Consider the following 24,621-nt stretch of genomic DNA (forward strand, 5'->3'; position numbering starts at 1 on the left):
AGGCCTTAGTTCAGTTCAATGGCGAAATAATCGCGCGCATTGTTGAAGCAAATATTTCTGACCATTTCACCCAGCAGCTGGATGTCGGCAGGGGCTTCGCCCGCGGCAACCCAACGGCCAATCATCTGGCACAGAATGCGACGGAAGTATTCGTGACGAGTGTAAGACAGGAAGCTACGGCTATCGGTCAGCATACCGACGAAACGGCTCAGCAGGCCGAGCTGTGCCAGTTGGGTCATCTGACGTTCCATCCCGTCTTTCTGATCGTTGAACCACCAGCCGGAACCGAACTGCATTTTGCCCGGCATACCTTCGCCCTGGAAGTTACCGATCATAGTGCCCAGCACTTCGTTATCGCGCGGGTTCAGGCAGTACAGAATGGTTTTCGGCAGCAGGTTTTGTTCATTCTGCTTGCTCAGCAGTTTGGACAGTTCTTCGGCCATCGGACGATCATTGATGGAGTCGAAACCGACATCCGCGCCCAACAGTTTGAACTGGCGCAGGTTGTTATTACGCAGCGCGCCGATGTGGTACTGCTGTACCCATTCGCGACGGGCGTATTCAGCGCCGAGGAACACCAGAACGGCGGTTTTGAACTGCGCCACTTCATGTTCACTCAGGGTTTCACCCGCCAGGCGACGCGCCAGAATGCTATCCAGCTCAGATTCGTTAGATTCGGCAAACAGCACCACGTCCAGCGCGTGGTCAGAGACTTTACAGCCGTGAGCTGCGAAGTGATCAAGACGTTTGGTCAGTGCAGCTTGCAGGTCGCTGAAGCGGCGGATATCCGTGTCAGACACTTCACCGAGCTTCGCCATGTAGTCATTAAAGGTCGCCAGCTCAATGTTAAAGGCTTTATCCGGACGCCAGCTCGGCAGCACTTTCACATCAAAGCTTCCGTCTTTAGCAACGGCCGCATGGTGCTCCAGAGAGTCGATCGGATCATCGGTAGTGCCGACCATTTTCACATTCATCTGCTGCATGATTCCGCGCGCAGAGAATTTATCCTGCGCCAGCAGCTCGTTGCACTGGTTCCAGATTTCGTCAGCCGTTGCCGGAGACAGCAGCTTACCTGTAATACCAAACGGACGACGTAATTCGAGGTGGGTCCAGTGGTACAGCGGGTTACCGATGGTGTGCGGAACCGTGGAGGCCCATGCGTCAAACTTCTCGCGATCGGACGCATCGCCGGTACACAAGCGCTCAGCGACGCCATTGGTACGCATCGCACGCCATTTGTAGTGATCACCCTTCAGCCAGATGTCATACAGGTTATTAAAACGATAGTTTTCAGCGATTTGTTGCGGTGGTAAATGGCAGTGGTAATCGAAGATCGGCTGGTCTTTGGCGTAATCATGGTACAGACGGCGGGCAAATTCGGTGTCCAGCAGGAAATCTTCAGTCATAAACGGGGTCATTATCGTCTTCCTCTCAACGAGTGCGTCAGATTGCTTATGTTTTGATGTTGACAAAGTTATCACACCAATTTCTATACGCTGAAGATATTTTCGTGAGTTAGATCAACAAATGGTGACAAAAAAATTACTCTCAAAGAGGTAAATCACGCGTCAAGCCGCGCCAGTTCTGGCTTTGCTGAATCGAAATAATGACCACACGAAGATTCACACTTTTGTGATGGCACTCACCTTTTAAAGCTGTATGACAAGTTATCTTTTGGCCGTCGCGATACATAAGCCGACGGAATGCAAATTACCGATGGATATCCATCGGATTGACCGGTACGGAAACCGAATTAGCACAATTATTGACATGGCAAAGTTCGGGGAGTACCGGCTTTTTTTCGGTCCCCCCTCGTAAAAGAACATCCTCCGCCCTGAACTGGAAGATGACCGCTCGTTCGCGGACATAACAAAACGATGAGGTTTTACATGCGTAAAATTAAAGGGTTACGTTGGTACATGATTGCACTGGTGACACTTGGCACCGTGCTGGGTTACCTGACACGTAACACTGTGGCGGCAGCTGCGCCAACTCTGATGGAAGAGTTACACATCTCCACTCAACAGTATTCCTATATCATCGCAGCGTATTCTGCTGCTTACACCGTAATGCAACCCGTTGCCGGCTACGTGCTCGATGTGCTCGGCACAAAAGTGGGTTACGCGATGTTCGCCGTTCTGTGGGCCGTCTTCTGTGGCGCGACCGCACTGGCTGGCAGTTGGGGTGGACTGGCACTGGCGCGTGGTGCGGTAGGTGCCGCTGAAGCCGCAATGATCCCTGCGGGTCTGAAAGCCAGTTCTGAATGGTTCCCGGCAAAAGAGCGTTCAATTGCCGTAGGTTACTTTAACGTCGGCTCTTCTATCGGCGCGATGATTGCTCCACCGCTGGTGGTCTGGGCCATCGTCATGCACAGCTGGCAAATGGCATTCATTATTTCCGGTGCGCTGAGCTTCATCTGGGCGATGTGCTGGCTTGTGTTCTACAAACACCCGCGCGACCAGAAAAAACTGTCTGATGAAGAACGTGATTACATTCTGAATGGTCAGGAATCACAGCATAAAAACGCGACCTCGAAAAAAATGTCGCTCGGTCAGATCTTGCGTAACCGCCAGTTCTGGGGCATCGCGCTGCCTCGTTTCCTGGCAGAGCCGGCCTGGGGTACCTTCAACGCCTGGATCCCGCTGTTCATGTTTAAAGTCTACGGCTTTAACCTGAAAGAAATTGCGATGTTTGCCTGGATGCCGATGCTGTTTGCTGACCTGGGCTGTATCGTTGGGGGTTACTTACCGCCGCTGTTCCAGCGCTGGTTCGGCGTTAACCTGATCGTTTCACGTAAAATGGTCGTCACCATGGGTGCATTGCTGATGATTGGCCCAGGGATGATTGGTCTGTTCACCAGCCCATACATTGCTATCGCCCTGCTGTGCGTCGGTGGCTTTGCTCACCAGGCGCTGTCCGGTGCGCTGATTACACTCTCTTCTGACGTGTTTGGTCGTAATGAAGTGGCAACGGCGAACGGTCTGACCGGTATGTCCGCCTGGCTTGCAAGTACGCTGTTTGCGCTGGTCGTCGGCGCGTTGGCTGACACCATCGGCTTTAGCCCACTGTTTGCCGTACTGGCGGTATTCGACCTGCTCGGCGCGTTAGTCATCTGGACAGTATTGCAGAACAAATCGGCCAGCGAGGTAGAGTCAGAGTCGCAAACTGGCGATCCCGCTGCGCAAAGTTAACCGGACAAGATTTAACAAGGTTTTGTCATGCTAAGCCGCCAGTTATCTGGCGGCTTTTTTGACGTCGCGAGTGGAGCCGTAATCGTAAAAGTGGTATAACAAATAGAGTCTGCCGTATCATGCCTGGAGCGCATATGGAAATCACTGAACCACGACGTTTGTACCAACAACTTGCCGCTGATCTGAAAGAACGCATTGAGCAGGGCGTCTATCTGGTGGGTGAAAAACTCCCCGCAGAGCGCTTTATCGCCGATGAAAAAAATGTCAGCCGTACCGTGGTTCGTGAAGCGATTATCATGCTCGAAGTTGAGGGCTATGTAGAAGTGCGCAAAGGTTCTGGCATTCATGTCATTTCGAACCAGGCCCGTCACCAGCAGGCCACCGACGAATCGCTTGAATTCGCCAATTATGGTCCTTTCGAGCTGCTTCAGGCTCGTCAGTTGATTGAAAGCAATATCGCTGAATTTGCCGCGACGCAGGTTACCAAGCAAGACATCATGAAACTGATGGACATTCAAGAGCATGCGCGGAATGAAAAATGCTTCCGCGATTCCGAATGGGATCTGCAGTTTCATATTCAGGTCGCGCTAGCCACGCAGAACTCAGCGCTGGCCGCCATCGTAGAAAAAATGTGGACCCAGCGTAGCCACAACCCGTACTGGAAAAAACTGCACGAACATATCGACGCACGTACCGTCGATAACTGGTGTGATGACCATGATCAAATTCTCAAAGCACTGATCCGTAAAGATCCGAACGCGGCAAAACTGGCGATGTGGCAGCACCTGGAGAATACCAAAATCATGTTGTTCAATGAGACCAGCGATGATTTTGAGTTCAATGCCGATCGTTATCTTTTTGCAGAAAATCCGGTCGTTCATCTCGATACGGCGGTTAACAGCGCTAAATAAGCAATCTTTTCGATGCAGGCGCGACAAAGCGCCTGTTTCTCCTGCTTGGTAAGCATTAGGTATAAAGTGTCAGCCTGTGTAAATCCTCTCGCCTCCCTCCATTGCGATAAGCAAAATCACAGTTCAACAACCGTAATTTCTATAACGGACAACGTTGACCTTTGTTACAATTAGATGCTATTTGAATTTTTGTGTTTGAGAGCTTGCTTACTTCACAACTTTACAGGGAATAGTTCAGGCCGTGAATTTGTGTCAGACCGCGATCCATGTAAAAAACACCAATAAAATTGCGGCGTTACAAACTCCAGAAAACCGGCATGACGACAACCGATTCTCCAGGAATATTGAATGGAACTACTGACTCAATTACTGAATGCTTTATGGGCTCAGGATTTTGAAACGCTGGCCAATCCTTCCATGATTGGCATGCTCTATTTCGTACTATTTACCATTTTGTTTCTGGAAAACGGACTGCTGCCAGCGGCCTTTTTACCTGGCGACAGTCTACTGGTGCTGGTCGGCGTACTTATCGCCAAAGGCGCGATGGGTTTCCCGCAAACGGTACTGCTGCTCACTACCGCAGCCAGCCTGGGTTGCTGGCTTAGCTATATCCAGGGGCGATGGCTGGGGAATACCCGCACAGTACAAAACTGGCTATCTCATCTGCCCGCGCATTACCATCAGCGCGCGCATCATCTGTTCCATAAGCATGGCTTGTCTGCGCTGCTGGTCGGTCGCTTCATCGCGTTTGTCAGAACATTACTGCCGACCATCGCAGGATTGTCCGGCCTGAACAATGCGCGCTTTCAGTTCTTCAACTGGATGAGTGGACTGCTTTGGGTTTTGATTCTCACAACGCTTGGTTATCTGCTGGGCAAAACGCCGGTGTTTCTCAAGTATGAAGATCAGCTGATGTCTTGTCTGATGCTGCTTCCTGTGGTGTTACTGGTGTTTGGTCTGGCAGGTTCACTGGTTGTTCTTTGGAAGAAGAAATACGGGAACCGAGGGTAAATTATGCTGAAATCATGCATAACGCTCCGACGACTTGCCTGGTCCACCACTTTTATGTTGTTCATTGGCGCGTTGCTCCTGACCTGGTCTGTCATTCGCCAGCAGGAATCAACGCTTGCCATTCGTGCCGTAAACCAGGGAGCCAGCATGCCTGATGGCTTCTCTATCTGGCATCACCTGGATGCCAACGGCATTCGTTTTAAAAGCATCACTCCGCAAAATGACGCACTGCTGATTACCTTTGATTCCAGCGCGCAGAGCGCAGCCGCAAAGGTCGTACTTGATCGAACGTTACCGCACGGTTTCGTTATTGCTCAGCAGGATGATGATAATCAGGCGGTGCAGTGGTTATCCCGCTTACGTGATACTCCACACCGCTTTGGTTAATTTCCAGGAATCTGAATTAGATCACTCACTTTGGTGATTTCACCGTTTAGCGCCTATGATTAATAAACTGGGCTTATGACCCAACGTTTTATTATTCTGGAGCATCGACCCTAAACGACGAGGTCGAATCACAATGGAAGGTTCAAGAATGAAATACCGCATCGCTTTGGCAATTAGCCTTTTCGCTCTAAGTGCCGGCAGCTACGCCAACACCCTCTGTCAGGAAAAAGAACAAGACATTCAGCGGGAGATTAGCTATGCCGAAAAACACAATAATCAGAGCCGCATCAATGGGCTGAACAAAGCGCTGAGCGAAGTCAGGGCAAACTGTACTGACAGCAAACTGCGCGCCAACCATCAGAAAAAAATCGCCGAGCAGAAAAATGAGATTGCCGAGCGTCAACGTGACTTAGCCGAAGCTAAGCAAAAAGGCGATGCGGATAAGGTAGCTAAGCGCGAACACAAGCTTGCTGAAGCTCAGAAAGAGCTAAAAGAACTCGAGACCCGCGATTACTAAGTACGGTAACTAGCCACTCAACTGGAGAAAACTATGTCGAAAGATAATGCTACGGAAAACCTGCGCGCTGAGCTGAAATCTCTTGCGGATACGCTTGAAGAAGTACTTAGCTCTTCTGGCGATAAGTCGAAGGAAGAGATGAGTAAAATTCGCAGCAAAGCCGAACATGCGCTGCGCGAGAGCCGCCATCGTCTGAGTGAAACCAGCGATGTGATTGCCAAACAGACCCGTGAGGCCGCGGCTAAAGCCGATAACTACGTGCGCGAAAACCCATGGACAGGCGTCGGCATTGGCGCTGCAGTCGGTGTGGTGCTTGGTGTACTGCTGTCGCGCCGTTAACAATGGCTGATTCTCAACACGCACAAGGTCCAGGCAAAGGCGTACTGGGTATTGGACAGCGGATCCTGACGATTCTCGTTGAGATCGTAGAGACGCGGCTGCGGCTGGTCGTCGTTGAGCTGGAAGAGGAAAAAGCCAACCTCATCCAGATCCTGCTGATGCTTGGGCTGACTATGCTGTTCGCGGCGTTTGGCCTGATGAGCCTGATGGTACTTATCATCTGGGCCATTGACCCTCAATACCGCCTGAACGCCATGATTGCCACCACCGTAGTGCTGTTGCTGTTAGCGCTGATTGGCGGGATATGGACGCTGCGTAAAGCGCGTAAAACAACGCTGCTACGCCATACGCGCAATGAACTCGCGAACGACAGGCGGGCTCTGGAGGATGACGCATAATGAGCAGTAAAGTCGAACGTCAACAACGTAAGGCGCAACTGCTTGGACAGATCCAGCAGCAACGGCTGGATCTGTCTGCTACTCGCCGCGACTGGCTGGAAGCCACCGAGGTCTACGATCGTGGCTGGAAGACGCTGTTGAACCTGCGCGGCTGGGTGTTAGTCGGGAGCAGTATTATGGCAGTTCGCACCATCCGTAACCCAAATCTGCTGGTCCGCTGGGCCAAACGCGGCTTTAGCGTCTGGAGCATCTGGCGTCTGGTGAAATCGACCATCAGACAGCAGCAACTGCGCGGCTAATCCCTTCCCTATCCCCAACCTCAAAATTTTTGAAAAATACTGACAGTTTTCCTTGCTAACAATTCTCATTAGCCACGTTTATTATTCTCTTCATCGACAGCAACGACGCGCTCAGCAGCGTCGTTGCACAAAAAAACACAATAAGCCGCCTGAGTGGTTTCCTGGAGAGTATGATGAAGAAATTAGAAGATGTTGGTGTACTGGTAGCGCGCATTCTGATGCCAATCCTGTTTATTACCGCAGGTTGGGGAAAAATCACCGGATATGCAGGTACCCAACAGTACATGGAAGCCATGGGCGTCCCTGGATTTATGCTGCCGCTGGTGATTCTGCTTGAGTTTGGCGGCGGTCTGGCAATTCTGTTCGGTTTCCTGACCCGTACTACCGCGCTGTTCACCGCAGGCTTCACGCTGCTGACGGCGTTCCTCTTCCACAGTAACTTTGCGGAAGGTGTGAACTCTCTGATGTTTATGAAAAACCTGACCATCGCAGGCGGCTTCCTGCTGCTGGCTATCACCGGTCCGGGCGCATTCAGTATTGACCGCGTACTGAATAAAAAGTGGTAAGCAAACTATACTGAACACATCAAAAAGCGAGGAGATATCTCCTCGCTTTTGCTATCTGAGGAGACGATAAAATGGGACAACTGATTGACGGCGTCTGGCATGACACCTGGTACGATACCAAATCAACCGGTGGGAAATTTCAACGTTCTGCATCGGCTTTCCGTAACTGGCTCACCGCAGATGGCACGCCTGGCCAGACCGGTGAAGGTGGCTTTGCTGCCGAAAAAGACCGTTATCATCTGTACGTTTCTCTGGCCTGTCCGTGGGCACATCGCACACTGATTTTGCGTAAACTTAAAGGGCTGGAACCGTTTATTTCCGTTTCCGTTGTGCATCCGCTAATGCTGGAAAACGGCTGGACCTTTGACGACAACTTCCCAGCGGCAACCGGCGATACCCTGTATCAGCACGAATTTCTTTATCAGCTCTATTTACACGCCGATCCGCACTACAGCGGTCGGGTGACCGTTCCGGTACTGTGGGACAAAAAAAACCACACTATTGTCAGCAACGAATCTGCAGAAATCATCCGCATGTTTAACACTGCGTTTGATGCGCTGGGTGCGAAAGCCGGGGATTACTATCCACCTGCCCTGCAAAGTAAAATCGACGAGCTGAACGGCTGGATTTATGACAACGTCAATAACGGCGTGTATAAAGCGGGATTTGCCACCAGCCAGGAAGCCTACGACGATGCCGTGGAAAAAGTCTTTCAATCTCTGGCACGACTGGAGCAGATCCTGGGTCAGCATCGCTTCCTGACCGGTGACCAGCTAACTGAGGCCGATATTCGCCTGTGGACCACGCTGGTGCGCTTTGATCCGGTTTATGTCACCCACTTCAAGTGCGACAAACACCGCATCAGTGATTACCTGAATCTGTACGGTTTTCTGCGCGATATCTACCAGATGCCGGGCATTGCGGAGACCGTCAACTTTGACCATATCCGTCATCACTACTTCCGTAGCCACAAAACAATCAACCCGACCGGTATTATTTCAATCGGCCCGTGGCAGGATCTCAGCGAACCTCATGGGCGTGACGAGCGTTTCGCCTGATTTACACTGGCCTCCGTTTGGGTAATGCTGTTCAGTTAACGCCTCAGTTTCGAAAGGCATCAACATGTGCTGGCGGAGGTAATGAATATGCTATTTCAGGGAAAGGGTTCCGTTCACCTCATGTTCATCGTTTCTCTGAAGCACCGATTCCTGTGAACGTGTAAAGGGCGTTCTCCGCCACGCCCTTTACAATCCCGGCTCCCGGCAGGAAAATTGTTGCTGTGCAATACCCTCCGCTTATTCCTCCAGGCTACCGGGTCGGGCGCGAGGAAACGTCCCTGTAAAACGCGCCCTGAACCCGCATCCATGCGGGTTCTCCCGGCCTTACGGAAACACGTCGGCAATTTTCAGCCGGACCAGCCCACACCTGACCATCTGCGTTTTTTTGAATATATCTGAACAGCAAATCAGATTTAACTGGAAGTCAGAGCATTACAGCGATGACCCCGGTCCGGCTGAAAATCGATGAGGCGTTGACGGCTGACCGGGGCTGCCCGCAGGGATGCGGGCAGAGGGGACGGCCTGCATGGACGCAGGCTCGGCTCCGACCCGACAGGCAGACGGAATAAGACGAATACATCGCGCAGCGACGATTTTCCCGCCGGGAGCCTGGGTTGCAAGGGAGGCGGCGGTGAGCCTCCCTTGCCCGTTCACGGGTATAAAGATATCAGAGAAGCAACGCACATGAGGTGAACGGAACCCTGAGCAAGAATCACATGTTCACCATACATGCTTAACTGATCGGCATTGCCCGTTTGGAGGCCAAATAATTAACAACACAAATATTTACCAGCATTCCATTCGCAGCTATTCTTAATTTGATTGCTTTAAAAACAAGTAATTGAACGCAGAACGAGGCAAAAATGGATTGGTATTTAAACGTATTAAAGAATTACTTTGGGTTTGGTGGCCGCGCGCGACGTAAAGAATACTGGATGTTTGTGCTGGTCAACATCATCTTCACGTTCGTGCTGGGCATTCTGGACAGAATGCTTGGCTGGGAGCGCGCCGGAGGAGAAGGCATATTAACGACGATTTACGGGGTTCTGGTCTTTATCCCGTGGTGGGCGGTACAGTTCCGGCGTTTACATGACACCGACCGTTCAGCCTGGTGGCTGCTGGTGCTATTGATCCCGATCGTCGGCTGGTTGGTCATCATCATTTTCAACTGTCAAAACGGCACTCCGGGGAGCAATCGCTTCGGCGCTGACCCCAAACAGCTGTCCTGACGTAGTACGTATAGATGCCTGAAGGCGTTAGCTTATCAGGCCTACAACATATCTCCGTCCTGTAGGCCGGATAAGGTGCAATTGCACCGCATCCGGCGTAACAGTCAGGCTATTTACCCGCAAACAGCTTGGGAATTTCTCGCAGACACCAGGATTTCGCCTCGCCCATGCTGTCACGACGCCAGGCCATAATAATATCTATCTCGCTTGTCGATTCCGGACTAACGACCCGCAGTCGACCAGCTGCAATATCCTCTTCCACTAGCGGGTACGGCATTGTCGCTACGCCCAATCCTGCCAGCAGCGCCTGACGTTTATCTTCTATCGTACTCACCGTCAGACGCGGCTGTTTATCCAGCAATTGAACCGTGAGTACCGGACGCTCACGGGCGGTATCCGCCACAGCGATCCCACGGTATTTCACGCGGGTGACTTCCGATAACGGTTCCGGCTCCTGGTGGATAGGATGATCCGGTGCCGCCACATACACGTTCATCAGCGAGTACAGCTTGCGCGAGTTGATTTCGGAAGATGAGCGAAAATGCATATCCGGCGCAATCACGATATCCGCCCGCCCCTGCTCAAGACGCTCCCACGCCCCGGCCAGAACTTCGGTAATGACGGAAAGCTGGGTATTGGCCTTGCCGGCAAGTCGGTCGATCAGCGGGAAAAACGCCGCCGTTGGCACCAGTGCTTCGGTAACGATAGTCAAATGCGTTTCCCATCCTCGAGCCAACGCTTCGGCATCGGTAGTCAGCTTATCCGCAGCTTCCAGCAGTACGCGCCCACGCTCCAGCAGCATACGCCCGACGTTAGTGAATTTTGTACGGTGGCCTGAACGGTCAAACAGCACTACGTCCAGCTCTTCCTCCAGCTTCTGCATGGTATAGCTAAGTGCGGAAGGCACGCGCCCCAGTTCGTCTGCTGCGGCGGCAAAGCTGCCGCGCCTGTCTATTGCGTCCATGACGCGTAACGCCTCAAGCGTTAAAGCCCTTTCTTTAGCCATCTCGTTCTCATTCAGGAAATTTGAACATACCAGGCAGAATATCTGGCTAACAATGCAGCGTCTAGCCATTTAACATAAAAGGAAGTAAAGAGAGGTCAAGAACTATGATTACTACCCGTACAGCCAAACAATGCGGGCAAGCAGACTACGGCTGGCTGCAGGCCCGTTATACCTTCTCCTTTGGACACTATTTTGATCCTAAACTGCTGGGTTATGCCTCGCTGCGTGTTCTGAACCAGGAAGTTCTGGCACCGGGGGCCTCTTTCCAGCCACGGACCTATCCGAAGGTGGATATCGTCAATCTGATCCTCGAAGGGGAAGCGGAGTACCGAGACAGCGAAGGCAACCATATCAAGGCCAAAGCAGGAGAAGTTTTACTGCTCGCGACACAGCCCGGGATTAGCTATAGCGAACACAATATCAGCAAAGACAAACCATTAACGCGGATGCAGCTCTGGCTGGACGCCTGCCCGCAGCGTGAAAACGCCTGCGTACAGAAAGCCACGCTGGGTACCAGTAAGCATCAGCTGCTGGCCTCGCCGGACGGTGAACAAGGCAGCCTGCATCTGCGCCAACAGGTATGGGTGCATCACGTTGAACTGCAGCAAGGTGAATCGCTGAGTTTTCAGTTACATGGGCCACGCGCTTATTTACAGTCGATTCACGGCAGATTCCATGCGGTGACGTCTGGTGCCGAAAAAGAAGCGCTCACCTGTGGCGATGGGGCATTTATTCGTGACGAAACTAACATAACGTTAGTCGCCGATACCCCGCTGCGCGCTTTGCTGATAGATTTGCCCGTATAGTCAGGGAAAACAATGGAGTACGACTATTGAGCAAGAAATCATCAAAAAAACGCCAGCCGCAGGTTGAGCTGAAAAAACAGGAAACAGTTGCCTTCGGCTATGAAGAAATGCTGACAGAGCTGGAAGCGATTGTGGCCGATGCCGAACTACGGCTGGAAGACGAAGAAGCCGCCTGAAAAGGCGGCTTAGACTTATGCCGGGTGGCGGCAACGCCTTACCCGACCTGAAGATTAATGCGCCTTACTGGCCATGATCTCAATGATCTGCTTGTCGGTTTCCTGCATCGAACGACACGCCAGCGCACACAGGTTAGCGATAGATTGTTCCACGTTATGCGCCACAATCCCTTCGTTTCCGGTTACGGCAGTATCATCCAGTGCCATCAGTACCGCTTTCCACGCCGCAGATGCGCTGGTTGAGACTTTCATCGCGCAGCTGTTTGAAGCGCCATCGCAAATCATTCCGCTCACGTCGCCAATCATGCTGCTGATCGCCATCGCGATGGTGTTGTAGCGGCCATCCACGATCCATGCCATCCCCGCTGCAGCGCCCATCGCCGCCGTGGTTGCTGCGCACAGCGCAGACAAACGAGGAAGCTGATGATGGATGTAGATAGCGCTCAGGTGAGACAACATTAGCGCACGTGCCAGTTTCTCCTCATCCGCGCCAAAGTGCTCGGCCACCACCATGACCGGAACAGTCGCGGTAATCCCCTGATTGCCGGATCCGGAGTTGCTCATGGCCGGCAGCGTCGCCCCGCCCATTCGCGCATCCGATGCCGCACTGGTACGGATCAAAATAGAGGTGGAGAGATCGTTCGCCAGCAGGCCACGCGCGCACTGCTTCTCAAGCGTGGTTCCGATGTGCAAGCCCCAGTTACCGCGCAGCCCTTCCTGAGACAGCGCACCGTTCAGCTTTGCCGCATCAAGAATAAAGCGGATCGACTCAAACGGTACCGCGTTCACGAACGCCAGAATCTCTTCCAGCGAGGTGTGAGATAATACCGCCAGCGGCGACTCCAGCTCCTCTTCCTGAGCATTCTGTTCTGTGGTGAACACTACACCCTTATTGGTCTCGATGTGGACTATGTTGGTATGACCGCCCACAATCGTCACGCACGCCCATCCTTCAGCGCTGTAAACCTTCGCGCGGGAAAAGAGGATATCCTCGCAAGGCTCCTGCAGCATCACCGCGACCTTGCCAGCGCTCAACATCGCTTTCGCATCAGCGATCGCTTGGGGCGACGCATCTTTCAGTACCTCTAAACCGGCACGGGCATTTCCCCCCAGCGCACCCAGCGCCGCCGCGACAGGTAACCCGACCATTCCGGTACCCGGCACGGTAACGCCCATGCCGTTTTTCATCAGGTTCGGTGAGACCCACGCATCAATACGTTCAACCGCGCCGTCCAGCTCAGAGGATGCGACCGCTGCCGCCAGCGCCAGAGAGATAGGTTCCGTACAACCCAGCGCAGGCTTAACCTCTTCCTGTACCGCGCGGATAAAACTATCCCATAATGGATTCAATGTAGTCTCAAACATAACAACAACCTTTGCTCAGATAACTCAGGAAAATGCCAGGAACGGAGAAACGCACAGCAGCAGGCCCGTGATAATAATCAGATACAGGGAAGCGCCTTTGTATTTGTGCAGTGAAGGAACTTTGTAGACCAGCCAGGCCGGGATCAGACAACCCACCATGCCGAAGATAGGACTACAAATAGAGGTGAAGCTCAGCACCGGCGCATTGAGCACAATTGCGCTCCAGGCCAGCAGGATGGCGAAAACCATAATGCCGCGCTGAACCAGGGTTTCGTTGATTTTCTCGGCTGGCATTTTGCGGCGCAGCACGTTCATTACGATCCCCTGAGTCGCTTCACGAAAACCTAAGTAGACGCCGAAGAAAGCGGTCATAACGGCAAAGATGTTCAGAACAACGCTGACGATTTTCACCCAACCAGCACCCGCACCGCTGATAAACTGCGCGGCAATCGCCAGAGCGGAAATATTCTGCTCATAAGCTTTAACCGCTTCGTCATGGCCCATCGCCAACGTGAAGGAAACGGCGTAGAAAAAGACGGTCACGAACAGAATGCCGAACGCGATATTCATCGCTCGCAGGGCTTTATGGCGCGCCACTTCAATGGATTTGTTGCGAGAACGATACGAGATAACCATCGGGCTTAATGTCTGAATAAACAGAATTGAGGTCAGCGTAAATGGCAACGTTATGATCGCGTTTTTGATCAGCAGCGCCATCGGCGGCAGTAAACCTACGTTATACAAATGCCACATCCCAACCATCGATACGCCAAGCGCTGCCACTACCAGCAGTTTGGTCAGCACCATGCCGGTGGAGATTTTAAACAGCAGTTTTTCCCCGCGTGACGAGATGGCCACTAGGATGCAAATCAACACCAGGCCATAGAACGGGCTGTCGGACAGTAAACCTTCAGTAACGCCAAAAGTATGCAGGTAAGAGGCGCTATCGTTGGTGATGGCGGTGGAGTAGACGAACATCCAGATTACCAGCATCACAAAGTACAACGCACCTAACAGGATGCCCCAGTTTTTACCCAGGTAACCGCTGATCACGCTTGGGTAATCTTTACATTCCGGGGACTCAGCCAGCGTATTGATAAACAGACGCTGGAACAGATACATAGCTGGGTAGCCAATGATAGAGGACAGCAAGAACACCCACAGCCCCATTAACCCGACCTGGACAGGAAGAAAAACAATCCCCGCACCAATCGCCATACCGATACTCATAATGACCCAGCCGGTGTCCATGCTGTCGAATTTAATGGCTTCACGCCATTCACTTTCGGTCATCCCCGCCCGACGCGCCGGAGCAGATGCGTCGAGTATTACGCTGTTATTCGTTGCCGTTTCCATAAAAATCTCGCTCAAAATGTAGGGTAAGGTTTTATTATTTTTCCGTTCCGCATCAATGCGATACGCGGTACGAGTCGTGCAGGCGAGTTCGTTAGAATGGAGAAATCATACGCCGAGGGTCAGAGAAAAACTTCACATAAATACCCACTCATTTCATAATGTTTAATAAAGTTTTTCTATTTTATATTTACAAAATGGGATTAATTTCTCTTTTTGAAGCGGATCACAACAAAAAAAAGGGCGCACTCAGGTGCGCCCAAAGGAGAAATAAACACAAATTTAGTTAAGTACAAATCACTTTGATAGCCAGACCACCACGTGACGTTTCACGGTATTTGTCATTCATATCTTTGCCCGTTTCATACATGGTCTCGATCACTTTATCGAGCGAAACGCGTGGCTCAGATGTTCGACGTAGCGCCATACGCGCGGCGTTGACGGCTTTTACCGCGTTGATCGCATTGCGCTCAATACACGGTATTTGTACCTGCCCGGCGACCGGATCGCAGGTCAGTCCCAGGTTATGCTCCATGGCGATTTCCGCCGCAATACACACCTGAGACGGGCTACCGCCAAGCAACTCTGTCAACCCGGCTGCTGCCATTGAACAGGCGACGCCAATTTCCCCCTGGCAACCCACTTCGGCACCAGAAATAGAGGCATTCATCTTATACAGCGCGCCTATCGCCCCCGCGGCCAGTAAGTAGCGGGCAATGGAGTTTGCATTCACCGGGCGGCGGAACTTGTCGTAATAGGCCAGGACAGCAGGGATAATCCCACATGCTCCGTTGGTCGGTGCCGTCACAACCCGGCATCCGGCGGCGTTTTCTTCGCTCACGGCCAGCGCGAACATGTTGATCCAGTCGATCACGTTCATCGGGTCGCTGGACAGGTTATCGCTGGAAACCAGCAACCGACGTAATGCCACGGCGCGGCGCGGGACGTTCAGTGGACCCGGCAGAACGCCTTCGGTGTTCATGCCGCGCTCAATTCCAGCGTGCATAACGTCCCAAATGGCAGCAAAGCCAGCATCGATTTCTTCTTTGCTGCGCATCGCCAGTTCGTTTTGCATCATCAGGCCGGAAACAGACAGCCCGTTGCGCTCGCACAGTTTCAGCAGTTCGCTGGCGGAATGAAAATTGTAGGGTACGTGTGCTTCAACATCATGCGCCTGACCAAATTGCTCCTCTTCAACGATAAAACCACCGCCGACGGAGTAATAGGTTTTGCTTAATAGCGTCTCGCTGCCGTTCCACGCTGTGATACGCATACCATTTTCATGGCGCGGCAGCGTTTCGGTATGAAAGAGAATATTTTCGTCTGGGGAAAAATCGACAACATGCGTGCCCTCTGCAACCGGTAAACGTCCGGTACGGGCCACTTCCTGAGTAAAACCAGCGATAGAATCTATATTAACATTTTGTGGACTGTTACCGGCCAGTCCCATCATGATGGCGACATCTGTCGCATGACCTTTTCCGGTCAGGGAAAGCGATCCATAAAGATCGACCACAATATGTGTAGCCTTGGGAAGTTCCCCGCAGCTGACCAACAGATCGATAAAGCTTTTACCAGCGTTCATTGGCCCCACGGTATGGGAGCTGGAAGGTCCAATGCCAATCTTGAAAATATCGAATGCGCTAATCATATCCACACCCTCGGATTGCCGTTCAGTGAAGACCAGGTTTCACACTCATTAAGGATCGGGGCGATCCTGAGATCGCCCCGCAAGGGATTACAGCGTGTCGCCACGTACGGCGATGGCTTCAATCTCCAGCTTCACATCCTTTGGTAAGCGGGCGACCTGCACGCAGCTGCGTGTAGGGTAGATTGCCTTATGCTCATCAAAGAACTGCTGGTAAACCTGATTGATGGTGGCGAAGTCGTTCAGGTCGGAAACGAAAACGGTGGTCTTGACGATATCGCTCACTTTCAAACCTGCAGACTCGACAATCGCTTTCACGTTTTCCAGGCTTTGACGCGCCTGATCGGATACGTTTTCAGCCACTTCACCGGTCTGTGGACACACCGGGATTTGACCTGACGTCAACACCATGCTGCCCAGATCCACACCCTGTACGTAAGGCCCGATAGCCCCTGGCGCACATTCGGTTGCAATAACTTTTCTCATAGTCCCTCCGGCGTCAGAGCGCCTGGGTGAAAGTACGTGAAATAACATCCTGCTGCTGTTCGCGGGTCAGCGCGTTGAAGCGCACCGCATAGCCAGACACGCGGATCGTCAGGTTCGGATAGTTTTCCGGGTGCTCAATGGCATCCATCAACATTTCACGGTTCATAACGTTAACGTTCAGATGCTGCCCACCTTCCACATGCGCTTCATGGTGGAAGTAACCGTCCAGCAGACCGACCAGGTTGGTTTTACGCACTCCATCCTCTTTGCCCAGCGCTGCCGGTACAATGGAGAAGGTGTACGAGATACCGTCTTTGGCATAGGTGAACGGCAGTTTGGCGACCGAGGTTAACGACGCCACCGCACCTTTACGATCGCGGCCGTGCATCGGGTTTGCCCCTGGCGCAAACGGCGTACCCGCGCGACGTCCGTCCGGCGTGTTACCAGTTTTCTGTCCGTACACCACGTTGGAGGTGATGGTCAGAATGGACTGCGTCGGCACCGCGTTACGGTAGGTTGGCAACACTTTAATTTTCTTCATAAAGCGTTCGACCAGATCGCAGGCAATACTATCTACGCGCTCGTCGTTGTTGCCGTACTGCGGATAGTCGCCTTCGATTTCAAAATCAATCGCCAGACCGTTTTCATCGCGAATCGGTTTCACGCGAGCATATTTGATAGCCGACAGAGAATCCGCCGCCACGGACAGACCCGCCATACCACAGGCCATCGTGCGATAGACATCACGATCGTGCAGCGCCATCAGCGAAGCTTCGTAGCTGTACTTGTCGTGCATGTAGTGGATGATGTTCAGCGCGCTGATGTACTGCACGGCCAGCCAGTCCATAAAGTGGTCCAGGCTCTCCATCACCGTGTCGTAGTCCAGCACGTCATCCATCAGCGGTGCCGTTTTCGGCCCGACCTGGATTTTCAGCTTCTCATCCACACCGCCGTTGATTGCGTACAGCAACGTTTTAGCGAGGTTGGCACGCGCCCCGAAGAACTGCATTTGTTTGCCGATAACCATCGGGCTGACGCAGCAGGCAATGGCATAGTCATCGCTGTCAAAGTCGGCACGCATCAAATCGTCGTTTTCATACTGTAAAGACGAGGTAATGATCGACACCTGGGCGGCGTATTTTTTGAAGGCGATTGGTAGCTGTTCAGACCACAGCACCGTCAGGTTCGGCTCTGGTGCCGGGCCCATGGTGTGCAGCGTATGCAGATAGCGGAACGAGTTCTTCGTCACCAGCGTGCGGCCATCAAGCCCCATACCACCGATAACTTCGGTCGCCCAGATAGGGTCGCCTGAGAACAGGGTGTCGAATTCCGGCGTACGCAGGAAGCGCACCATACGGATCTTCATAATGAAGTGGTCGATCAGCTCCTGCGCCTGCTGCTCGTTTAAAATCCCCGCTTTGAAATCGCGCTCAATGTAGATGTCGAGGAACGATGCGGTACGGCCCAGCGACATCGCGCCGCCGTTCTGCGATTTCACCGCAGCCAGGTAAGCAAAGTACACCCACTGCACCGCTTCCTGCGCATTACGCGCCGGGCGGGAGATATCGCAGCCATACTTCGCCGCCATTTCCTGCATTTGCAGCAGAGCGCGACGGTGCTCAGACAGCTCTTCACGCAGACGAATCGTGGCTTCAAGATTCTGGCCCCACTCCAGGTTCGACTGGAGATCGGCAAACTGCAGTTCACGCTCGCGCACCAGGTAGCGAATACCGTACAGCGCCACGCGGCGATAGTCACCGATGATACGGCCACGACCATAGCCGTCCGGCAGACCGGTCAGCACGCCGGATTTACGGCAGCGCAGCATATCCGGAGAGTAGGCGTCGAATACGCCCTGGTTATGGGTTTTACGCAGTTCAGTAAACTGGTATTCAAAATCAGCATCCATCTCACGACCATAAGCATCAAAAGAGCTTTTGATCATGTTGATGCCACCAAACGGATGCAGAGCGCGCTTGAGCGGCTTATCCGTTTGCAGACCAACGATTTTTTCCAGTTCTTGTTCAATATAACCCGCATCATGCGCGGTTATCGTGGTAGCAATATTAGTATCGAAATCAACCGGCGCGTGCGTCGAGTTTTCAATACGGATGCCCGCCATCACTTTTTCCCACAATGCAGTGGTCGCAGGCGTTGCTTCGGCGAGGAAAGATTCATCCCCTTCATAAGGCGTATAGTTGTGCTGAATAAAATCACGGACATTAATTTCTTCTTTCCAGTCCGTACCTTTAAAGCCATTCCAGGCTTCGGCATACAGCATATCGCTGGTATCGATATTTACCTTCATGAAAAATAATCTCTCTGCTGAAATTAATTATGCAAATGCTACTGGGGTATTAATTTTGCCTAATGCAATGGCATCACGTGCAATCATTTTCTCTTCATTTGTGGGAATAACCGCACAAATAACACGAGCATCTTTATTTGAGATAATTCTTTCACCATGGGAATTTGGCAGACTATTCATTTCGTTGTCGATATTCACGCCTAAAACGGCAAGGTGCTCAATAACCAGACGACGAATTAATACTGAGTTCTCACCTATCCCACCAGTGAAAATAATCCCATCAAGACGATGCAACGATGCGGCATGCCCGGCGATATGACGCGCGATACGATGCACAAACGTTTTAATCGCCAGCTGCGCACGCTCATGTCCCTCGTGCCAGGCTTTTTCTAACGTACGTAAGTCAGAGGACAAACCGGAAATACCCAGTAAACCGGACTCTTTATTCACTACGCGCTCAAGGTCACTCAGCGTCTGGTTGGTTTCGCTGGCAATCCACGCCATCGCGCCGAAATCAACGTCGCCACTGCGTGTCCCCATCATCAACCCTTCCAGCGGCGTCATGCCCATTGAGGTATCAACGCTCTGGCCGTTACGCACCGCACAGATTGACGCGCCGTTCCCCAGGTGAGCCACAACCAGACCCGAGTCATCACTCTGCAGGTCGAGAAGGTCATGCGCTTGCTGAGAAACATAGCGATGCGACGTACCATGGAAGCCGTAACGACGAACGCCCAACTCTTCGAAATATTTCCACGGTAAACCGTACAAATAGGCTTCAGGGGCCATCGTCTGGTGGAAGCTTGTATCAAATACCGCAACCTGCTGTCGGCCAGGGAAAAGGTGCTGAGCAGATTCGATCCCACTCAGGTTCGCATAATTATGTAACGGTGCTAGCGGCGATACCCGGCGGATATTATCAATAACTTCGTCAGTAATAATTGCTGATTCGGTAAAGATATTTCCGCCGTGTGCAATGCGGTGGCCAATTAAGGCCACGCTGTCCATTAAATTACGTTTCTCTAGTTCAACGGCAATTGCTTTTAATGCGTCTTCGTAGCTGTGGTGAGCCAGCTTAGCTGGCTCTCCTCCATTAATTGCTATGAACGCATTTTCAGAGTTAATACCGTCCGCGATTCCCGCCATTAAAACTTCACAGTTAGCTGCATCCAGCACTGAGAATTTAATGGAAGACGAACCACAGTTAATAACCAGTACTACCGGAAACTCATTCATTTCACTACTCCGCTCATCCTGAGCTTAAGGATTAAAACAGTTTGTAGACAATGTTCAGGATGGTCAGCAGACCAATCACGGTAACAAACACGTTATCCAGACGGCCACGGTATTTCGCCAGTGATGGCGCTTTACGGATGGCATACATCGGCAGCAGGCAGAGCAGAGAGGCAATAATCGGCGCGCCCATTGCTTCAATAAGGTCCAGGATGTTCGGGTTGGCGTAAGCCACAACCCAGGTGGAGCCCATGATGAAGATCATGCTGATGGTGTTCAGTTTGCCGGCGGAAACTTTGGTCTTATCGCCTTTGTAACCAAACTTCAGCACCAGACCGTTCAGACCTTCCAGCGTACCCAGGTAGTGGCCGAAGAACGATTTGAAGATAGCAACCAGGGCGATAATAGAAGCACCGTATTCCAGAACGGTCGCGAAGGTGGACTTCGTCCCGGACAGTGAAGCGAAGTGGTTCGCCAGATAAGACAGTACTGGAATGTTCTGCGCTTTCGCATCCGCCATGTTTGCCGGAGACAGCGTGAACAGGCAGCTAAAGGCGAAGAACATTACCACCGCAACCATCAGCATACTGGCGCGGGAGATGATTTTAGAACATTTCTGCTCGGTAAATTCGCGACCGAAATCTTTCTCATACTCTTCGCGTTTAGAGACCACGAAGGAAGAAACGATTGGCGAGAAGTTGAAAGAGAACACCATGATGGAAATACCCAGCCATACGGTAACCAGGATGCCGTCATGGCCAGTCAGAGCGATATTGCTGATATCAACCTGATCGATAACCGCAGAGTTCCAGTAAGGAATCAGTGACAGAGAGATAAGCACCAGGCTGGCAATGAACGGCCATACCAGGTAGCTCATCACTTTAACCATCAGATCTTTACCAAACCAGATGACGAATGCCATCAGCAGCAACAGGAACAGCGCCACGAAGCCACGGTTCAATGCTGGCATTTGCAGCTGGTTTTCCCAGAAGGTCATAAAGGTGTTGGTAATGGTGACGCCATAAATCCACAGCAGCGGACAAATCGCAAAGAAGTAGAGGAACGTGATAACCACGCCGCCCGTTTTACCAAAGTGCTCTTCAACCGTTTCTGTGATGTTACCGGAAGGATTAGAACCGGAAAGACACAGGCGTGCCAGCGCACGGTGGCAATAGAACGCGATGGGGTATGCTAACACCAGCATGATCAGAATGGGGATCAGTCCGCCAAAACCTGCGCGGATAGGGAAGAACAGCACCCCAGCGCCGATGGCTGTACCAAATAAACCCAGTGTCCAGGTGGTGTCCGATTTGCGCCAGGACGACTGTTTTGTCTGGCTGGATACAATGCTATCAGTAGTACTCATATCCTATCCTCAACGAAGTATATTAAGCGTCAACTAAACCAGTAATTTGAGATACACGAGAAAGGTCGATATTACCGCCAGAAATAATGCTGACTGTTTTTCTGTTCTGGATATAGCTATCTAATTTCCCGCTTAATAATGCTGCGCATGCCAGCGCACCGGCACCTTCAGTTACAACTTTATTTCGCTGAATTAATGCCACCATGCTGTTGCGAATTTCATCTTCGCTGACCAGGACAATGTCATCCACCAACTCACGAACGATTTCATACGTTAAAGTACCCGGGCGAGAGACGTCACAACCATCTGCCAGGGTGCCGGTCGTTCGGTGCGTGGTTATTTCTCCAGCGTGGAAAGAAGCCGCCATGCCGTGAACGTTTTCAGACTGCACGCCAATAATTTTAATGGTCGGGTTAATAGATTTAATTGCCACCGCAATACCCGCAATCAGTCCACCACCGCCAATTGGCACAATCACGTTATCGACATCGTACAGATCTTCCAGAATTTCCAGACCAATAGTGCCCTGACCAGCAATAACTTTCGGGTCATCATATGGTGGAATAAAGATACGGCCTTCCGTTTCCACAATCTCGCTAACCTTAGCGATGGTGTCGTTGAAGTTGTCGCCATGCAGCACAACTTCCGCGGAATAATCGCAGGTTGCCGCTACTTTAGACTTCGGTGCGCCTTTCGGCATCACCACTTTGCCGTCGATACCGAGCATGGCGCAGGAGAGAGAAACCCCTTGCGCATGGTTACCTGCAGAGCAAGCCACCACGCCCTTCATTCTTTCTGCTTCTGTTAAGGAACTGAGCTTGTTAAAAGCGCCACGGATTTTAAATGAACCGGTACGCTGCATGTTTTCAAACTTGAGGAAAATTTCCCCTTTGCAACGTTCACTAAAATAGTTAGAGCGAGGCATTCCCGTTTTATAAATTTTCCCCGCCAGTCTTTTTTTCGCTTCGAGGATATCTTCAATTGCAACTGGGAGATCGTATGTAATGTGCATTAGAACCTCTTACTAGGGTATTAAAGTAAATAGATAGCCGTGACCATTGTCAGATATAGACAGATGGCGTTTATTTTTTGTTAAAACAATTTCAATCTTTAATCAATTTCAATTAATTGCCTTCGTCTCCGACAATTATATGATGAATACTCTTTGGCTAATTCCACCAAAATAGATGCTGCTTTTTTAATTCGATAATTTTTCGACCACACGGCGGCATAACGCGCGACGGGTAAGGTTTCTTGTACCGGGATAGTAATAAACTGGTTTGAGCCAAACGGTGTGGTCATATCGCAGGGAATTACTGTTAAGAAATCAGCATTGAGAACAAGATTATAAATGGTGACGACGGAGTCAGTATTAACGATGTTTTCACTGCTGATGCCATTATTCTGTAACGTGGTAAGAAGTTCGCTGTAGTACCCCATATTCGTTTGTGGCAACACCCACTGTTCGTTTTTCAACGCGCTCAGCGAGGTGATGCCGGTGCATGTTCGGGACTTGCTGGCAACCAGGATAAAGTCTGACTCAAAGAGCGGCTCCACATGCAGATCGTGCAGTTTCATCTCATCGCTCAGCGTACCGATGGCAAAATCCAGACGCCCGTCACGGATTGCCGGTAAGAACGAGGAGAGCTGAGCTTCATACATAGAAACCTGTGCTTTCGGGAATACCTCTTTGAATTTTTTAATCATGCCGGACATGATGGTGAAGGCAATCAGTGAAGGAAAACCAAACGACACATCAACGACCGCATTGCTCGTCATGCTGTTCATCTCATCAACCATGTTTTTCATTTCACGGGTAATTGATTCAGACCATGAGAGCATCACCTGACCTGCCTGAGTCAATGTCACACCAGTATTTTTACGTACAACTAACTCAATACCAAAATAAGCCTCAACATCGTTGATGATTTTACTGACAGCGGGTTGAGTTAAACCTAATTCTTTTGCAGCTGAGCCGATAGAACCGCTTCTAATGACTTCCTGAAAGACCACTAAGTGCTGTGTTTTAGGGAGTGTAATAGTATTCATATCGACCTGCGTTAATTACTTTGTTGACGGCAGGAAGTGTACCAAATTAAGCAAACAAGGATATGTGCTACCCCTCACAAATCCCCTTGACTTACATTTTGTAAGACTATTATAAAAAATGAAACCACTTATAAATCATATGGATATGAAATACATATCTCACTTTACCCTGACTTTAATCAAAAAAAGATGGGGGGATAACGATTTTTTATGGCTATAACATCGCCATTTTATCTGTTATTTCTAAAAACCAGGAAAGGCTATATTTCAATCAATTACAGCGCAATTATCGGGCAGAATGACACTTAAATTTAATGAGTAATTTATCAAATATAATTATATTTTACCGTTTGTGGTGATTAAATAACGCCATGCATCACATTTTTTCGCCATATTTGTTTGTAAAGAAACATTGCGTTTATTAAAATTCAATCTAGACAATACAAATAATCATCATATGCAACATTACATTAACACTAATTTTGTACACTTTATTAGCGCGTAATTTTGTGATGGCGATCGATTGCGTTCGATTATTCTCGATAAAAACGTATCGCGCAGCGTTTTGTGCTAGCCATCACAAAAACGAAAATACCCCACAACGCATTCCCTCAAATAAAAGACGTTCAGCGCATAAATAAAGGTCAAATAAAGAGTAGATGAAGAGAAAATAAACGCCAGAGTCGTGTTAAACCAAGCGTAACGCGACAGGTATAACGTCTGCCGGATGGCGGTGTAAACACCTTATCCGGCCTACAAAACCCGTTCCAGCCATACCTGTAGGCCTGATAAGCGCAGCGCCATCAGGCATAACAACCTGCCCAGAAAGCAAAAAACCCATCAAAGCGGGGTTTCATAAAGAGTGAAGCTGACCGATAAGCCGCGTTCTTTTGAGCATAGCGTCGTGGACAGTCATTCA

The 24,621-nt window shown here is 50.9% G+C and carries 24 protein-coding genes; 13 read left to right on the top strand and 11 right to left on the bottom strand.

Annotated elements, in window-relative coordinates; genetic code table 11:
• Positions 1-5: 5 nt before the first annotated feature.
• Entirely contained in the window at positions 6-1,418 is a 1,413-nt protein-coding gene (gene uxaC, locus SK34_RS08540; RefSeq protein ID WP_016151022.1) for a glucuronate isomerase, read from the bottom strand.
• 471 nt (positions 1,419-1,889) lie between these two features.
• Between uxaC and SK34_RS08545 the strand changes: the two genes are divergently transcribed.
• The 11 genes from SK34_RS08545 (at position 1,890) to SK34_RS08595 (ending at position 9,906) form a co-directional block, all read left to right on the top strand.
• Entirely contained in the window at positions 1,890-3,191 is a 1,302-nt protein-coding gene (locus tag SK34_RS08545; RefSeq protein ID WP_003024814.1) for an MFS transporter, read from the top strand.
• Between the two features lie 134 nt (positions 3,192-3,325).
• Entirely contained in the window at positions 3,326-4,102 is a 777-nt protein-coding gene (exuR, locus tag SK34_RS08550) for a transcriptional regulator ExuR (RefSeq protein ID WP_003024817.1), read from the top strand.
• A gap of 348 nt (positions 4,103-4,450) precedes the next feature.
• On the top strand, positions 4,451-5,113 hold the full coding sequence (gene yqjA / locus SK34_RS08555) for a DedA family general envelope maintenance protein YqjA (RefSeq protein ID WP_003024820.1): 663 nt from the start codon (positions 4,451-4,453) through the stop codon (positions 5,111-5,113).
• Positions 5,114-5,131: 18 nt separating this feature from the next.
• The gene (gene mzrA / locus SK34_RS08560; RefSeq protein ID WP_162838710.1) at positions 5,132-5,500 is read left to right on the top strand and encodes an EnvZ/OmpR regulon moderator MzrA; all 369 of its coding nucleotides are present in this window, start codon (positions 5,132-5,134) and stop codon (positions 5,498-5,500) included.
• A gap of 148 nt (positions 5,501-5,648) precedes the next feature.
• Complete coding sequence (locus tag SK34_RS08565; protein WP_003024825.1) at positions 5,649-6,017, top strand: DUF1090 domain-containing protein; 369 nt, start codon at positions 5,649-5,651, stop codon at positions 6,015-6,017.
• Between the two features lie 33 nt (positions 6,018-6,050).
• Positions 6,051-6,356 (top strand): ElaB/YgaM/YqjD family protein, encoded by a 306-nt coding sequence (locus SK34_RS08570; RefSeq protein ID WP_003024832.1) that lies wholly within the window; start codon positions 6,051-6,053, stop codon positions 6,354-6,356.
• A gap of 2 nt (positions 6,357-6,358) precedes the next feature.
• On the top strand, positions 6,359-6,754 hold the full coding sequence (locus tag SK34_RS08575; RefSeq protein ID WP_048232840.1) for a phage holin family protein: 396 nt from the start codon (positions 6,359-6,361) through the stop codon (positions 6,752-6,754).
• A complete protein-coding gene (locus SK34_RS08580) occupies positions 6,754-7,053 on the top strand; it encodes a YqjK-like family protein (protein ID WP_003024845.1) in 300 nt (99 codons plus the stop codon). Before SK34_RS08575 ends, SK34_RS08580 begins: the two co-directional genes overlap by 1 nt.
• A 173-nt stretch (positions 7,054-7,226) precedes the next feature.
• Entirely contained in the window at positions 7,227-7,619 is a 393-nt protein-coding gene (locus tag SK34_RS08585) for a DoxX family protein (protein ID WP_003024847.1), read from the top strand.
• Between the two features lie 71 nt (positions 7,620-7,690).
• A complete protein-coding gene (yqjG, locus tag SK34_RS08590; RefSeq protein ID WP_032950281.1) occupies positions 7,691-8,677 on the top strand; it encodes a glutathionyl-hydroquinone reductase YqjG in 987 nt (328 codons plus the stop codon).
• 863 nt (positions 8,678-9,540) lie between these two features.
• Positions 9,541-9,906 (top strand): DUF805 domain-containing protein, encoded by a 366-nt coding sequence (locus SK34_RS08595; RefSeq protein WP_003024853.1) that lies wholly within the window; start codon positions 9,541-9,543, stop codon positions 9,904-9,906.
• Between the two features lie 109 nt (positions 9,907-10,015).
• On the opposite strand, the gene yhaJ is transcribed toward SK34_RS08595, so the two are convergent.
• On the bottom strand, positions 10,016-10,912 hold the full coding sequence (gene yhaJ / locus SK34_RS08600) for a DNA-binding transcriptional regulator YhaJ (protein WP_003024855.1): 897 nt from the start codon (positions 10,910-10,912) through the stop codon (positions 10,016-10,018).
• A gap of 104 nt (positions 10,913-11,016) precedes the next feature.
• Here yhaJ and SK34_RS08605 point away from each other — a divergent pair, with 104 nt between their 5' ends.
• Together SK34_RS08605 and SK34_RS24645 are read left to right on the top strand one after the other, a co-directional pair.
• Positions 11,017-11,718 (top strand): pirin family protein, encoded by a 702-nt coding sequence (locus SK34_RS08605; RefSeq protein WP_048232841.1) that lies wholly within the window; start codon positions 11,017-11,019, stop codon positions 11,716-11,718.
• A 26-nt stretch (positions 11,719-11,744) separates the two neighbouring features.
• Positions 11,745-11,894: a hypothetical protein gene (locus tag SK34_RS24645; protein WP_003841507.1), complete on the top strand. Its 150-nt coding sequence runs from the start codon at positions 11,745-11,747 to the stop codon at positions 11,892-11,894.
• 54 nt (positions 11,895-11,948) lie between these two features.
• Here SK34_RS24645 and SK34_RS08610 read toward each other — a convergent pair whose 3' ends face one another.
• From SK34_RS08610 to tdcA, 9 genes are all read right to left on the bottom strand, one after another.
• Positions 11,949-13,259 (bottom strand): L-cysteine desulfidase family protein, encoded by a 1,311-nt coding sequence (locus SK34_RS08610; RefSeq protein ID WP_003841509.1) that lies wholly within the window; start codon positions 13,257-13,259, stop codon positions 11,949-11,951.
• A gap of 24 nt (positions 13,260-13,283) precedes the next feature.
• Positions 13,284-14,615: an SLC5/6 family protein gene (locus SK34_RS08615; protein ID WP_003841510.1), complete on the bottom strand. Its 1,332-nt coding sequence runs from the start codon at positions 14,613-14,615 to the stop codon at positions 13,284-13,286.
• 283 nt (positions 14,616-14,898) lie between these two features.
• A complete protein-coding gene (tdcG, locus tag SK34_RS08620; protein WP_048232843.1) occupies positions 14,899-16,263 on the bottom strand; it encodes an L-serine ammonia-lyase in 1,365 nt (454 codons plus the stop codon).
• A gap of 87 nt (positions 16,264-16,350) precedes the next feature.
• On the bottom strand, positions 16,351-16,746 hold the full coding sequence (locus SK34_RS08625; protein ID WP_003024870.1) for an enamine/imine deaminase: 396 nt from the start codon (positions 16,744-16,746) through the stop codon (positions 16,351-16,353).
• A gap of 13 nt (positions 16,747-16,759) precedes the next feature.
• Complete coding sequence (pflB, locus tag SK34_RS08630; protein WP_003024871.1) at positions 16,760-19,054, bottom strand: formate C-acetyltransferase; 2,295 nt, start codon at positions 19,052-19,054, stop codon at positions 16,760-16,762.
• 27 nt (positions 19,055-19,081) lie between these two features.
• Positions 19,082-20,290 (bottom strand): propionate kinase, encoded by a 1,209-nt coding sequence (tdcD, locus tag SK34_RS08635; protein WP_003845303.1) that lies wholly within the window; start codon positions 20,288-20,290, stop codon positions 19,082-19,084.
• 31 nt (positions 20,291-20,321) lie between these two features.
• Positions 20,322-21,653, bottom strand: a complete 1,332-nt coding sequence (tdcC, locus tag SK34_RS08640; RefSeq protein WP_003024875.1) for a threonine/serine transporter TdcC — start codon at positions 21,651-21,653, stop codon at positions 20,322-20,324.
• 22 nt (positions 21,654-21,675) lie between these two features.
• Positions 21,676-22,665: a bifunctional threonine ammonia-lyase/L-serine ammonia-lyase TdcB gene (gene tdcB / locus SK34_RS08645; RefSeq protein WP_003024877.1), complete on the bottom strand. Its 990-nt coding sequence runs from the start codon at positions 22,663-22,665 to the stop codon at positions 21,676-21,678.
• Positions 22,666-22,763: 98 nt separating this feature from the next.
• Entirely contained in the window at positions 22,764-23,702 is a 939-nt protein-coding gene (tdcA, locus tag SK34_RS08650; protein ID WP_003024882.1) for a transcriptional regulator TdcA, read from the bottom strand.
• Between the last annotated feature and the right edge of the window lie 919 nt (positions 23,703-24,621).

The organism is Citrobacter sp. MGH104 (genome assembly GCF_001034485.1).
In the GTDB taxonomy this organism is placed as follows: domain Bacteria; phylum Pseudomonadota; class Gammaproteobacteria; order Enterobacterales; family Enterobacteriaceae; genus Citrobacter; species Citrobacter freundii.